Source organism: Pseudalkalibacillus berkeleyi (genome assembly GCF_021608225.1).
GTDB lineage: Bacteria > Bacillota > Bacilli > Bacillales > Fictibacillaceae > Pseudalkalibacillus > Pseudalkalibacillus berkeleyi.
Genome location: NZ_JAKIJS010000001.1, coordinates 962,416 through 976,221, shown reverse-complemented (window position 1 = coordinate 976,221; position 13,806 = coordinate 962,416). Strand labels below are relative to the sequence as shown.

Here is a 13,806-nt window from a genome sequence, read left to right as displayed (position 1 = left end):
CATTAATTCGTGGAGTTATTGTACAATTTTCTCTGTTGTGAAAACACGAACGACCTTTCCACTCTCCAAGTAGCCGTTGATCGTTGTTTGTAAATTATTTTCAAGTGCTTCTATCCCTTTTGGACCTTGAAGGTCACTGCTATTTGTCGCTGACAATTGATAAATGATTGAGTTCCGAACTTGAAACATGCGTGTCTCTAGTTCTTCCTTTGCTTTCTTATTGTCAACTTGAATACGGAATGTAACCTTTGCAAACCCTTCGTCTGCCAAATTCGTCATAATTTCATCAGTGTTTATCGATAAGTCTACAACTTCTGATGCAGTCATTTTATCTGTCGCTTTTTCTTTATCTGTTGAGAATAAGGTTATGTAAATAACGAAACCAGCAATAGCTAAGATCGTAATAGCTGATAGCATAACCACCATCGTTTTTACTAAACTACCTTTCATCATCTTTCTCCTTTTGGGCAGGCCAACCAATTATAGAAATATGTTGGTAAAATTCTTTCACTGCCTCCTGGACTTCTTCAACGGAATCTCTTACCACAAACTTCCTTCCATTTGTTAATGTAATTGTCGTATCTGGAAAGGCTTGTATTTGTTCAAAATAAATGGCGTTGAGTGTAAATCTCTGTCCGTTTAATTTTGTGAGTTCAATCATAAGATTATTGGGCTAGCTCCCACCAGCCCTATTCACCTCACTTATCTCTTTAAATTGACGAGCTCTTGTAATATTTCATCAGATGTCGTTATGATTCTCGTATTAGCTTGGAATCCACGTTGGGCAACGATCATTTCAGTAAATTCTTCCGATAGATCTACATTAGACATTTCTAGTGTCCCAGCTACGATTTCCCCTGAGCCATTTTGCCCTGGTGTAGTAATTGTTGATGCTCCTGAGTTTGTTGTTTGTTGGTAAAGGTTACTACCTGCCTTTTCTAGTCCACCATTGTTCGCAAATTTAGAGATGGCGATTTGTTGTGGATTTGCGTTAAGTGTTCCATTTTGAATATAAGTGACACTTCCATCGCTACCAATACTGAAGCTTTCTGCATCAGTCGGGATCGTGATGTTGGCTCGGTTAGAATCTTGTAATTTTAGTCCATCAGAGTTTACAAGGGTTCCTTGTTCATCTAAATAAAAATTTCCAGCTCTCGTGTAGAATTCGTTTGTACCATCAGAAACAATAAAGTATCCGTCACCTGAAATTGAAAGATCAAGGGGACGTCCTGTTGTTTGTAAACTTCCTTGCGTGTGGATGGTATCGATTGTTGATAGTTGTGAACCTAGCCCTACTTGCTTTGGATTCACTCCACCACGGTTTGCATTTGGTGCACTAGCACCTGAAATTTGTTGAGATACAAGATCCTTAAATGTCGTTCTTCCTTTTTTAAAACCATATGTGTTTACATTTGCAATGTTGTTTCCTAGAACATCCAACTTTGATTGGAAATTTTTCATTCCACTAATTCCTGAATACATTGATCGAAGCATGTTTTTTTCCCCTTTCGAATTTCAAAGAATTACTACTTCAGTCGGTCAGTAGTAATAGAGCTTCCTTAAAAGGTCCAGCTCTTAATTTAAGACGATCGCACCATTTATGTTTGAAAATATATGATCAGAAGCTTCTTTACGGTTCATTGCAGTGATGACTGTATTATTGTCTGTGTTTACGACAAGTGCGGCTTCACCTACGAGAACTAAGGAGTCTTTTATCCCTTTATCGTTTGCTTCTGATAACTTTATACTAATTCTGTCCCAAGTTGGTTGATCAATATTGATATTTCTTTCAGCTAATCTTGTCCCTGCATGTTTTGAAACTTTTAATTCTTTAACTTGACCATGCAAATAATCTTTAAATGTAGAAGTATCTCGTTTATTACTTGCGACCACTTTACTATTTGGTTGTATGCTTGAAGTGATCGGCGATTGATAAATTCGTTGCATTGGATCACCTCATTACGTTTGCTTTTCAGGCAGAAAGTGTAGTTACTTGAGCAGGCGTTACTTTTGTTCCATCATCTAATTCGATTGTTGTTTCACCTTGTTCAAAATGGATTTTAGCAACTGTGCCAGTATGTGTGACGGTACCATCATCAGTCGATTCAGACCATGTCACTTGCTTGCCGATCAACTCGCTATACTGTAGGAGTTGTCCATTATTCTGATGAGCGACCCAACTATTTAATGTTTGATTCATATTCACCATTTGCTCAAGACTTGAAAAATTAGCCATCTGTGAAATGAATTCTTTATCTTCCATCGGTTTTAATGGATCTTGGTTAGCTAGCTGTGCTACAAGTATTTTTAGGAAATCATCTTTTCCTAGATTAGAGCTACCAGTCTTTCGAATTTGTGTTTCTGGCAAAAAAAGGCTTTGATCAATCTTATTATCCATTTTGGATTAAACCTCCACTTCGATCTCCATTTCATCCAACCATTGCTGGAAGGATTGGGGTTCATTTTCTTCTTCATCCCGACTTTCATCTCGGTCTTTATTTGACGAAGCGTGTTGTTCACCCTTTTCTCTACTATCATTCATCCAATCAGGCGTCTGACTACTCACTTCAATTTGGTTGACTGTTACATTCTGACCTTGCAGGACATGTCTAAGTTGATTTAAGTTCGTCTCAATAAGTTCTTTAGCTTGTGCAGTAGAAGCAATAATCTTTGCAGCAATTTCACCATTACGTTGCACAATTTGCACGTCAAGTGCACCTAAGTTTTCAGGAAATAGTTTAATGGAAATTTGCGTACTCCCATTCGGTAGAGTCAACAGTCTTCCCCTATTCATGACCTTTGCAATTTCATTCGTAAATCGAGCGTGTGAATCACCATCTTGAGGAGCATGTATGACTAGTTGTTCCACTTTGCTCATTAAAGAAGGTGTTGTCGATGTCAAGACCCCTTGAGTTAATGTGGGTTCATTGGATAGTAGAGTCCCGTTGTTATTCATCTGTGAATTCGTATTCTGAATGAGTTGCTGATTCTTTGTATGTATGTATAACGACGGTTGATTCGCATTTGAAATAGCTGTTTGCCTAATACGGTTCATAGATTGAGGAGATTGATTCGGCTTTTCTTGTATCTGAGATAACAGTTGTTTGATATTTTGTAGAATAGGAAGTGGACGATCGATACTCGTATTCTTCATAAATTTCATCAACTCGTGGAGAACCCCATTGTTTGCTGTACTCTGATTATTGGCTGCTAACTGCATTTTAGATATTAATTTTTCTTCTCTTGTCACAGAACTCATTGTAGTTTCTTTACTGATTAAAGATTTAGAAATTCCCATTTGTTGTATGAGTATACTAACATCAGGTAATGACGTAGTAGAACTTAGATCAGCTTGACCCAACTCTTTTTTTATTTGTTGAATTAATTGATCTAAACTTAAGTTCTCTCCAGTTTCTTGATTATAAACAAGTCTAAATTCTTCAAGCATATTCATCATTTGCTCAAGATTTAATCCTTCTACAGATGATTCAATGCTTGTTAAATTAGATAGTTGCTCGGATATCATACTTTGAAAAGCGCCTTTGCTCTCCGTACCATTCCCGCTTTGTGCCTTAATTTGTCCTTGAAACTTAACTGGGTTCATCATGATGGTTGTCGTATTCATTGTTTCACCCCCTTTCAATGTTTTTATTTGATCAACCTTCAGCTAATAATTTTGTTAAATCTGCAGCGAGAGAAGGCTCCATTTCAGCCAGAATTTCCGCTTGTATTTCTGTATCCAAATTCGTAAGTATAAGTGCTGACTCAGAAGTCTCCATCGTTTCAAAGATTTTTGCTGCACTGCCTGGTGACATCGTCCCATAAACTTCAGTGATATTATTTAGTGCATCATCTTTTTTCTCGGCTTCAACTTCTTTTTTTTGGAGCTGATCTTTCAAACGAACAAGGTCAGACTGTTGTTGAGTAATCGTCTCTTCTTTTTGAACGACTTCAGCTTGGGCTTGTTCATTTTTCTTCTTTAACGATTGAACTTGTCGTTCAAGTGACAAAATCATTTCTTCCGTAGATCTTTCTTGCACATTGTCTGTGGATACCCAGTTTGAAACAATAGGAATTTGAGCGGCATAATGCTTACCTTTATCGATCACATTTACACCGTTGAGCGAAAATATGATAACAACTAATGAAGCGGCAAATAATAGTGGAACGACTATGACAAGTAAGAACCATAAAGCTTTATTTGTTTTCTTTTCCAAAAGCAACTCACCTGATTTCATTTCTAGAATGCCTAAGAACTGCAATTTCATCTGTATGTTTGATTTCCTCTTGATACAAATGTTGTTGATATCGGTTAAACTGTTTCTCTTTCAACTTTTCATACTTCTTAACATCGATCGTTTGAGTAATAAGACGTTCGTGTGTAGTATTCATTGTCTCTCTCGCGTGATTTAACTTCACTTGCAAGACTTTTAGTCTCTGGTCTAACTGATCGATATAAATATTAATTTGTTGAATGGATTTAATCTGTTCGCCTGTTTGAATTCTTTGATTCTGCTCTTCTTGCAATAGCTCTTTCTTCTTTAATATCCCGTATAACTCATAGCCGATTTCCTCAAATTGTGTTTGATGGTCATTAAACTCTTTTTGTGTAAGCTCTTGCTCATGTTGTTTAAAGTCTAAGACTTGATCCATCCGAAATTGAAAAGTCATTATCCAACACTCCCAATAAAATGTTCTTACCAATTCTCTAAAATGGACTCGCCGGACAGTTCACGCATCATTATTCATTGAATATTTGGGATAATTCATTTACTGCTTGATCAGCTGTTACATCTTCATATGTCGCTTGACGCAGGTAATCCATAATTTTTGGATAGAAAGAAATCGCATCGTCTACCTTCTTAGAAGTGCCCTGCTTATATGCTCCGATTGAAATTAAATCTTCTGATTCTTGATAAGAAGAAAGTAATTCTCTCGCCTTAGATGTAAGTTCTAAGTGATTCTGATTCGAAATATTGTTCATTACTCGACTCACGCTCTTCAAAACGTTTATGGAAGGAAAGTGCCCTTTATTTGCCAAGTTTCTATCCAAAACAATATGTCCGTCCAAAATCCCCCTTACTGTATCAGCAATTGGTTCATTCATGTCATCTCCATCAACAAGTACCGTATAAAATGCAGTAATACTTCCATTTTCACTTGTCCCAGATCGTTCAAGTAACTTAGGTAACTGTGCAAAGACAGAAGGCGTGTATCCTTTTGTTGCAGGAGGTTCACCAACCGCTAGCCCAACTTCCCTTTGCGCCATTGCAACCCTTGTTACTGAGTCCATCATTAACATCACTTTCATACCTTTGTCTCGGAAATATTCAGCAAGTGTTGTAGCAGTTAAAGCACCTTTAATTCTAAGTAAAGCTGGTTGATCAGATGTAGCTGCTACGACGATGGTTTTCTTAAGCCCTTCTTCTCCGAGGTCATGTTCAACAAACTCTCTTACTTCTCGTCCACGTTCTCCAATTAGGGCTATGATATTGATATCTGCACTTGACTGTCTCGCAATCATGCCAAGAAGCGTACTTTTACCAACGCCACTTCCTGCAAATATCCCTACTCTTTGACCAATGCCGATAGAGAGGAAACTATCAATTGCTCTTACACCACAGCTTATTTGCTCTTGAATACGTGGCCTATTCATTGGATTTGGTGGCGCTGCCTCAGTTGGTCGAGAATGTAACCCAAGGGGTAAGGATTGACCGTTGAGCGGTTTACCAAGACCATCAAGAACTTGACCTACTAAAGCATCTCCTGCTTTAATTTGTAACGGTTTACCTGTTGCTTCTACTAAACTATTTGGAGCAATTTCTTGAATGGTTGTTAGCGGCATTAGCAGTACATGCTGTTCTCGGAAGCCAACGACTTCAGCCGGTATACGCTTTTCCAAGGTATCGCTAGGATAGATGTAGCAAACATCACCAATAGAGGTTTTTGGTCCTATCGACTCGATCATCAAACCAATTACACGATTGACCTTTCCAAATCGTTTATATGTGTCAATTCTATCGATTTCTTCTAGGATCCCCTTGATGTTCAAAACCCTCACCTACAAGCTCTATTAATTTATTTTTCAATTCAAGTAATTGACTATCTATTGTTGCATCAATTCGCCCATATGGGGTTTCGATTATGCAACTGTTCTCTGTCGCTGTGCTGTCAGGATAGACAGTAATTTCACAGTTGAACACTTTTGATAAGTGATGAGCTAACTCAGCTGTTGTTTCGTAATGTATTGGAGGAACGAAAACCTTTAGGTCCTCCTCTTTCTTTACTTGGTTAAGCGCTTCTGTAACGAACACTCTCCAGTTATCGTCCATTTGAAGTGCCTGTCCGATAATTTTACTAGCAATTTTTACACTGAGTTCAATCATTTGAGGTTCAGCTTCAGTAAGTTTCCTATGATAATGGGACTGTGCTACAGAGATCACTTTTGTCGCTTCATCTAACTTACCTCGATACTCTTCTTCACTTTGTTGTAACCCTTGTTTATAACCTTTTTCAAATCCATCTTGTGCGCCTTGTTGTTGTGCTTTATTGACAACTTGCTCTATTTCAGCTTCTTTCCGTTCTAATTCTTCATACTTTAATTGCACTTCTCTATGGGCATCAGCTAGAATTTGTTCCGCTTCTTTTTTCGCATTCATTAATGTGGTTTCCGCTTCTTGCTCGACCTTATCCACCGGACTCACAGTTGGTTGATCATCATCTAGGTCCTTACTGAAGCTAGGGAACGTGTTTAATTTCTTTATTTCAACTGGTTTCCCTTCAGGTTGTAAGGAGGACGAGAACTTAATAACTTTAGACAATGATATCGTCTCCTCCACCTCGGGCAATCACTACTTCCCCAGCCTCTTCCAATCTACGAATGATGGATACAATTCTTGATTGTGCTTCTTCAACATCTTTCAATCTAACAGGACCCATATACTCCATTTCTTCTTGGAAGTTTTCTACCATTCGTTTCGACATGTTTTGGAATACAATTTCTTTCACTTCTTCACTTGCAGCCTTGAGAGAAAGCAGTAAATCTTCATTTGGTAATTCACGTATTACACGTTGAATCGAACGATTATCTAGTGTAACGATATCTTCAAACACGAACATTCTCTTTTTAATTTCTTCTGCTAAATCAGGGTCTTGAATTTCCAATGCATCCAAAATTGTTCGTTCTGTACTTCGGTCCACTCCATTTAACACTTCAACCACTGCCTCTATACCCCCGGCTTGGGTAAAGTCTTGAGTAACCGTTGTTGATAGTTTTTGTTCAAGTATTTGTTCAATTTCAGAAATCACTTCAGGTGATGTCCGGTCCATCAGAGCAATGCGTTTTGCCACATCGGCTTGAACCTCTTGAGGAAGCTCTGAAAGTATTTGTGCAGATTGAGTTGACTCAAGATACGATAGGACAAGAGCAATCGTTTGCGGATGCTCACTTTGGATGAAGTTTAATATTTGTCCTGGGTCTGCTTTTCTTGCAAAATCAAATGGCCTTACTTGCAAGGTCGATGTCAGTCGAGAAATAATACTAGAAGCTTCATTAGCCCCTAAAGCTTTTTCAAGAACCGTTTTCGCGTATCCAATACCACCTTGTGTAATATATTCCTGCGCTAGAGCTATTTGATGAAATTCATCAATAATTTCTTCCTTAACAACTGTTTCAACTTTACGTACATTAGATATTTCGAGTGTAAGCCGCTCAATTTCTTCTTCACTCAAGTGTTTATATATTTCAGCAGAGACATCCGGTCCTAATGAGATTAAAAGGACCGCAGCTTTTTGTTTACTGGATAATTTCTGTAGTGTTCTTGCCACGTAGCCACCTCCTAATCATCAGAAAGCCAAGAACGAAGTAATTTTGCAAACTCGTCTGGTTTATCCTTAGCCAGTTTCTCTAGTTGTTGCTTTCGAGTTGATTCTTCCGATCGTTGAGGCTGTATATCTGGTACCTCTTCTACTTGGTATTGAAGGGGGACATAATCCTCATCTTCTACCGATTTTTGCTTCCTATTTCTTAATAACATAAAGACTAGAATGATGATAAAGACTAATAGGATGCCTCCTACAATATAGGTCCATTGTGGAATCGAAGCTTTCGGTTCTGGCATTTCTACCTTACCTTTGAACGGCTGAGCTGAAACGAAAACTTTTTGTTCGATTTCTTCGTCCGTGATCTGGTCTATTTGAGATTTGGATATGGTCGTTCGAACAACACTACTTAACACTTGCTCGATATCATTAATTCGATCTGCTGGTAATGAATTCGCGTCATCTGGTGTTGGAGGCTCAACCATAACTTGGATACCGATATCTCTAATTTCATAAGGCGCTTCCTCAACTTCTTTATGGATACGGTTAACCTCATTGTTTATTCGTTCTTCTATTCGTTGATAATCTCCCGATTGACCATCTTCACCTTGATAGGATGGAATGTCATCTTCACCAGTTCCTGGTACACCACCCGGAGGTGAACCATTTCCAGTGTAAGTTTCTCTAATCCTTTCAACGCTCATTTGAATGCCTTCCATTTTCTCGGGATCAACAGGTTCAACTAACTCTTCTTTCCGTTTTTCCTTTGTAAAATCAATATCTGTCGTAACAGATACAACAACCTTTTCAGGACCCATCATCGTTGCTAGCATTCTTTGAATATTCCTTTGTAAGTCTTTCTCAATATCTTCCTTAATCGTTTTCTGTTGTTCATATGCAGTTAATGTTGTCGTTTGTTGATCTGAATTCTTCAAATCAAAATAATTAAAAAATTGATCCATAATGACGATATTATCTATAGGCAATGAAGGAACACTTTTTGAAACTAAATGATACAAAGCATTTACTTGAGGTTGTTTCATTGTATATCCTGGTTTCAAGTCCAGAACTACAGATGCTGAAGCGGATTGTTCGGCATCTGTAACCCAAACGTTTTCCTTAGGTAGATTAATCATCACTTTTGAATTTTGAACGCCATCAATACTTCCGATCAGTCCTTGGAGTTCATTCTGCATCGCAGCACGCTCAAGAACACCGAATTCTTTATCTGTCATACCAAACCCATTATTCTCTCCAAAAAACTCATAATTGATTGCTCCGCTTTTGGGCGTTCCTTCTGCAGCAAGCTCCACTTTCAGCGCATCAACTCGTTGACTAGGAACACTGATTACTGTTCCATTACTTGAGATTTCATAATTGACTCCTTTTGCTTCAAGACTGCTTTTCACTTGCCCAGTCTCTTCAGGAGATAGTCCGGTATATAAAGGTACATATTGATCATTTGAAATGATGACCGTAAGTATTGTGACGAAGGCGAATAATCCAATAATAGAACCTATGATCAACGTTTTTTGTTTCGTGGTACGTTCTTTCCAGTATTGTGTGATGTGTGTCTTATATGACGTGATCTTCTCGTTCATTTTATCCCCCGGTCGTCAGTCATTGAAAAAGTTTCATTTCAATGGACAAAAAACATTTTCACTTTTCGAAAGTTATGTACGAAAATAATATTTTTATAGCACAAATTTACACTTGCATCCTCATAATTTCTTGATATGCCTCAACTGCTTTATTTCTTACTTCAACAGCGGTTTGCAATGTAATACTAGCTTTTTCTGCTGTGATCATTACATTATGTAAATTGTCAGATTTACCTGAAACGAGTTTTTCTGTTTCAGCATCCGATTTTAACTGTGCATCATTTACTTGTTGTAACATCTCTTTAAAAGAAGTTGCCATTTCTGATCGTGCTTGGTCAGGCGTGACTGGCTTTATCTGTGTCGTTGTAGGCATAATCTTATTCATTTGTATTGAATTCATCTTCTAAACCACCTCTATCTCCCTATTTCGAGCGCCTTCATATACATACCTTTAGCCGCATTCATTACTGTTACATTCGCTTCATAGGATCGTGTTGAACTCATTAAATCTACCATTTCCTTAAGAGGATCGACATTCGGCAATTTTACATAACCTTGCGCATCTGCATCAGGGTGATCTGGTTGATAGGCCAATTTAAAGGGTTGCTTGTCATCTCTCATTTCAGTTGCCTGAACACCATTGGTTTTTGAATGATTTTGGGCTTTTGAGAGCATCGACTGGAAGCCTTCGGATTTCGGTTGAAATACGACCATTTTCCGTTTGTAGGGCTCCCACTCACCATTCACTAATTTTCCTCTTGTCGTATCAGCATTGGCGATATTTGAAGAGGCAACATCCATTCTTAATCGCTGCGCTGTAAGTGCAGAAGCTGAAATATTGATTGAATTAAACATGCCCATCTACCTTCCTCCTCCTATCACCATTTTCATAGAACTCAATTTCCCATTCATGCGTTGGATAAGAGCTTGATAGTAAAGTTGGTTCTCTGCCATTTTTGCCATTTCCTTATCCGTATCAACGTTATTTCCATTGTGGGAGTATGACGTGTTCGCATTAGTCTTAACGTTAAAAGGGCGATTAACTGTAGTTTCAGATGAGAATGGGATGTGCTGAGCGTCCGTACGATATGCTTTCATTGAGGTATTTAATGCATCCTTGAACTGAACAGATTGCGCTTTATAGTTAGGCGTATCTGCATTAGCTATATTATTTGCGATCGTCTTATGATTTAAAGAACGATAGTTTAATGCATGTTCAAGTTTTTGTATTGTACTTGAATTTAGCATATCCATCCTCCTAATAGTAAAATTTCCTTAAAAACCAACAATTTACTTATCTGCTTTCAGATGTATTTTATAGAATATTAACCGTACTGTCTATGTTATTTACGATATTTCGATTTTTTTCGATATAAAGCCCCATTATTTATACAGTACTTTATACTCATAGCATTTTTGTAGTAATCTATTACTATTAATTCCTCGTTATTCAGGCGAATTCCTGCCAATAAATCTGATATTTCGACAAAAAATTCATTTCCTGTCATTCCTGTCATCTTATCAAAATGTGAAAAACAAAAAACAAGGGGCTGTCAGAGAATCAGTTATCACTGATTTCTGGACAGCCCCTTGTTATATTTAGAAAGTTACATTGCTTTAAGTTTAGATAATTCGTGTAAGAACTTGTCGTTTAAGACTTTAATGTAAGTACCTTTCATTCCGAGCGAACGAGATTCAATTACACCAGCGCTCTCTAGTTTACGTAGCGCATTGACAATGACTGAGCGGGTAATTCCAACTCGGTCAGCAATTTTACTTGCAACAAGTAATCCTTCGTTTCCGTCTAACTCTTCAAAGATATGTTCAATTGCTTCAAGTTCACTATAAGATAAAGAACTAATCGCCATTTGAACAACAGCTTTGTTACGAGCCTCTTCTTCTATTTCTTCGGTTTTCTCACGTAAAATCTCTGTACCAACAACAGTAGCTCCATATTCAGCTAAAATCAGATCATCATCTTGGAATGAATCATTTAATCTTGACAAAATTAACGTTCCTAAGCGGTCACCAGCCCCAACAATCGGAACAATCGTCGTTAATCCGCGGTTGAATAGCTCTTTATTTTCAACAGGGAAAGCTGTATAGTCACTGTGGATATCTAGGTTAGACGATGTTTCAGTTATATTGAACAAGTTTTTTGTATAGTCAGTTGGAAATTGACGTTCAACGAGCATCTTTTTCATTCTCTCATTTTCAATTTCTTGATTGAGAGAATAACCTAATAGCTTACCACGGCGACTTACGACGAAAATGTTCGCTTCAATGACATCCCGAAGTGTACCGGCCATTTCTTTAAAGTTAACTGGTTTACCACCAGACTCTTGTAATAAGGCATTAATTTTACGTGTTTTCTCTAATAAATTCATTTTGTAACTCCTCCTATGATTATAAAATGTACTGGCTTAAATCTCGGTCTTTTGCTATGGCTCCTAGCTTTTCATCAACATATTTTTGTGTGATGGTAACCGTTTCGAGTGATATATCAGGCGCTTCAAACGATAGATCTTCTAGTAGCTTTTCCAAAATGGTGTGTAAACGTCTTGCTCCGATATTATCAGTATGTTGATTCACTTCTGTTGCGATAGTAGCAATTCTACGAATAGCATCGTCAGAAAATTCTATGTTTATACCTTCTGTTTTCAAAAGGGCTTCATATTGCTTTGTGAGTGCATTATCAGGCTCTATCAGAATAGAGACGAAATCATCGATTGTCAAACTATTTAACTCCACTCGGATTGGAAATCTCCCTTGTAACTCAGGGATAAGATCAGATGGTTTCGCAGTATGGAAAGCTCCAGCAGCAACAAAAAGCACGTGGTCTGTCTTTACAGGACCATATTTTGTGACAACGGTAGACCCTTCTACAATCGGTAGTATATCCCTTTGAACGCCTTCACGAGACACATCTGCTGATTGATTACCCTTTCCTGCGATTTTATCAATCTCATCTATAAAAATCATACCCGTTTGTTCTGCTCTTATAACTGCTTCTTGACTAACTTCATCCATATCTATTAATTTTTGAGCTTCCTCATGGGTCAAGACTTTTCTCGCTTCCCTTACGGTAAGTTTTCTTTTCTTCTTTTTCTTCGGCATTAAGTTGCCTAGCATATCTTGCATATTCATACCCATTTGTTCTAAACCTGAACCTTGAAACATATCCATCATATTCTGATTTTGTTCTTCAACCTCAACCGTGATATATCGGTCTTCAAGCTCACCTAATGCAAGCTGATGAGCAATTTGTTTCCTACGTGTTGCAATTTGATCTTTTTCGACATCTGCTTCTGTTGACGTGTTCGTCTGTTGTTGATTTCCAAACAACATCTCAAGTGGATTTTTGTATGCATTTTGGTCAGGCTTCTTGGATGGGACGAGTAACTCAACTATGCGCTTATTCGCATTTTCTTCTGCTCTCTCTTTAACACCGACCATTTTTTCTTCTTTTACGATCCGAATTGATGTTTCAACTAAATCACGTACCATTGATTCAACATCACGACCTACATAACCAACCTCAGTAAATTTAGTTGCTTCCACCTTAATAAAAGGTGCTCCTACAACTTTAGCCAACCTTCTAGCTATTTCAGTTTTCCCTACGCCTGTTGGACCAATCATTAAGATATTCTTCGGAACGACTTCTTCTCTTATCGATTCATCAATTAGATTTCTACGATATCGGTTTCTTAAGGCGATCGCGACAGCTTTCTTCGCACTGTGTTGTCCGACAATGAACTGATCTAATCGTTCGACAATTTGTCTAGGTGTATAATTCATGTTCATCATGCCAAACTCCCCCGTTTCAAGTTAATTGTTCAACAATGATTTGATCATTCGTATATACACAAATATCAGCAGCAATTTCTAAAGCGCTCTTGGCGATGTCTTTAGCCGTTAAGTGCTCTCCGTGCTTTTTCAAAGCTCTTCCAGCAGCAAGTGCATAATTTCCCCCTGAACCAATCGAAAGAATGCCATCGTCTGGTTCAATTACTTCACCTGTACCAGATACAAGTAACATCGTCTCTTGGTTCATTACAATTAACATCGCTTCAAGCCTTCTGAGGATTTTATCTCCTCGCCATTCTTTCGCAAGTTCAACAGCAGAACGTTGAAGATTACCATTGTACTCTTCCAATTTCGCTTCAAATTTCTCAAACAATGTAAATGCATCTGCAACAGAACCTGCAAATCCTGCTAGTACTTTTCCATCATAAAGTTTACGGACTTTTCGTGCAGTATGTTTCATGACCACCGCATTGCCGAAGGTCACTTGGCCGTCTCCCGCCATTGCGAATCCCCCGTTATGCTGCACTGCAAATATTGTAGTAGCGTGAAATGTATTCATATCACTAACAACCTCCTC

Annotated in this window: 18 protein-coding genes; all 18 read right to left on the bottom strand. The window is 38.0% G+C overall.

What is annotated here, in order from left to right:
- Positions 1 to 15 precede the first annotated feature (15 nt).
- Positions 16 to 450, bottom strand: a complete 435-nt coding sequence (locus tag L2716_RS05175; protein WP_236332433.1) for a flagellar basal body-associated FliL family protein — start codon at positions 448 to 450, stop codon at positions 16 to 18.
- Positions 440 to 661, bottom strand: a complete 222-nt coding sequence (locus tag L2716_RS05170) for a flagellar FlbD family protein (RefSeq protein ID WP_236332432.1) — start codon at positions 659 to 661, stop codon at positions 440 to 442. Before L2716_RS05170 ends, L2716_RS05175 begins: the two co-directional genes overlap by 11 nt.
- A 41-nt stretch (positions 662 to 702) precedes the next feature.
- Complete coding sequence (flgG, locus tag L2716_RS05165) at positions 703 to 1,494, bottom strand: flagellar basal body rod protein FlgG (protein WP_236332430.1); 792 nt, start codon at positions 1,492 to 1,494, stop codon at positions 703 to 705.
- A gap of 81 nt (positions 1,495 to 1,575) precedes the next feature.
- On the bottom strand, positions 1,576 to 1,947 hold the full coding sequence (locus L2716_RS05160; RefSeq protein ID WP_236332428.1) for a TIGR02530 family flagellar biosynthesis protein: 372 nt from the start codon (positions 1,945 to 1,947) through the stop codon (positions 1,576 to 1,578).
- A gap of 25 nt (positions 1,948 to 1,972) precedes the next feature.
- Positions 1,973 to 2,398 (bottom strand): flagellar hook assembly protein FlgD, encoded by a 426-nt coding sequence (gene flgD / locus L2716_RS05155; RefSeq protein ID WP_236332427.1) that lies wholly within the window; start codon positions 2,396 to 2,398, stop codon positions 1,973 to 1,975.
- A gap of 6 nt (positions 2,399 to 2,404) precedes the next feature.
- Positions 2,405 to 3,625, bottom strand: a complete 1,221-nt coding sequence (locus L2716_RS05150) for a flagellar hook-length control protein FliK (RefSeq protein ID WP_236332426.1) — start codon at positions 3,623 to 3,625, stop codon at positions 2,405 to 2,407.
- A 31-nt stretch (positions 3,626 to 3,656) separates the two neighbouring features.
- On the bottom strand, positions 3,657 to 4,217 hold the full coding sequence (locus L2716_RS05145) for a MotE family protein (protein ID WP_236332424.1): 561 nt from the start codon (positions 4,215 to 4,217) through the stop codon (positions 3,657 to 3,659).
- Between the two features lie 7 nt (positions 4,218 to 4,224).
- On the bottom strand, positions 4,225 to 4,671 hold the full coding sequence (gene fliJ, locus L2716_RS05140) for a flagellar export protein FliJ (RefSeq protein WP_236332419.1): 447 nt from the start codon (positions 4,669 to 4,671) through the stop codon (positions 4,225 to 4,227).
- 70 nt (positions 4,672 to 4,741) lie between these two features.
- Positions 4,742 to 6,052 carry a flagellar protein export ATPase FliI gene (gene fliI / locus L2716_RS05135; RefSeq protein ID WP_236332417.1) on the bottom strand — a complete coding sequence of 437 codons (1,311 nt, stop codon included), beginning with the start codon at positions 6,050 to 6,052 and terminating at the stop codon, positions 4,742 to 4,744.
- Positions 6,018 to 6,821: a flagellar assembly protein FliH gene (fliH, locus tag L2716_RS05130; protein ID WP_236332415.1), complete on the bottom strand. Its 804-nt coding sequence runs from the start codon at positions 6,819 to 6,821 to the stop codon at positions 6,018 to 6,020. Before fliH ends, fliI begins: the two co-directional genes overlap by 35 nt.
- On the bottom strand, positions 6,814 to 7,827 hold the full coding sequence (fliG, locus tag L2716_RS05125) for a flagellar motor switch protein FliG (RefSeq protein ID WP_236332413.1): 1,014 nt from the start codon (positions 7,825 to 7,827) through the stop codon (positions 6,814 to 6,816). Before fliG ends, fliH begins: the two co-directional genes overlap by 8 nt.
- Before the next feature lie 11 nt (positions 7,828 to 7,838).
- Positions 7,839 to 9,422 carry a flagellar basal-body MS-ring/collar protein FliF gene (gene fliF / locus L2716_RS05120; protein ID WP_236332411.1) on the bottom strand — a complete coding sequence of 528 codons (1,584 nt, stop codon included), beginning with the start codon at positions 9,420 to 9,422 and terminating at the stop codon, positions 7,839 to 7,841.
- 106 nt (positions 9,423 to 9,528) lie between these two features.
- Positions 9,529 to 9,822, bottom strand: a complete 294-nt coding sequence (gene fliE, locus L2716_RS05115) for a flagellar hook-basal body complex protein FliE (protein WP_236332409.1) — start codon at positions 9,820 to 9,822, stop codon at positions 9,529 to 9,531.
- 14 nt (positions 9,823 to 9,836) lie between these two features.
- The gene (gene flgC / locus L2716_RS05110; RefSeq protein WP_236332407.1) at positions 9,837 to 10,283 is read right to left on the bottom strand and encodes a flagellar basal body rod protein FlgC; all 447 of its coding nucleotides are present in this window, start codon (positions 10,281 to 10,283) and stop codon (positions 9,837 to 9,839) included.
- The gene (flgB, locus tag L2716_RS05105; protein WP_236332405.1) at positions 10,284 to 10,670 is read right to left on the bottom strand and encodes a flagellar basal body rod protein FlgB; all 387 of its coding nucleotides are present in this window, start codon (positions 10,668 to 10,670) and stop codon (positions 10,284 to 10,286) included.
- Positions 10,671 to 11,029: 359 nt separating this feature from the next.
- Positions 11,030 to 11,809 carry a GTP-sensing pleiotropic transcriptional regulator CodY gene (codY, locus tag L2716_RS05100; protein WP_236332403.1) on the bottom strand — a complete coding sequence of 260 codons (780 nt, stop codon included), beginning with the start codon at positions 11,807 to 11,809 and terminating at the stop codon, positions 11,030 to 11,032.
- 19 nt (positions 11,810 to 11,828) lie between these two features.
- On the bottom strand, positions 11,829 to 13,229 hold the full coding sequence (gene hslU / locus L2716_RS05095) for an ATP-dependent protease ATPase subunit HslU (RefSeq protein ID WP_408005291.1): 1,401 nt from the start codon (positions 13,227 to 13,229) through the stop codon (positions 11,829 to 11,831).
- A gap of 16 nt (positions 13,230 to 13,245) precedes the next feature.
- A complete protein-coding gene (gene hslV / locus L2716_RS05090; protein WP_236332401.1) occupies positions 13,246 to 13,788 on the bottom strand; it encodes an ATP-dependent protease subunit HslV in 543 nt (180 codons plus the stop codon).
- Positions 13,789 to 13,806: the final 18 nt, after the last annotated feature.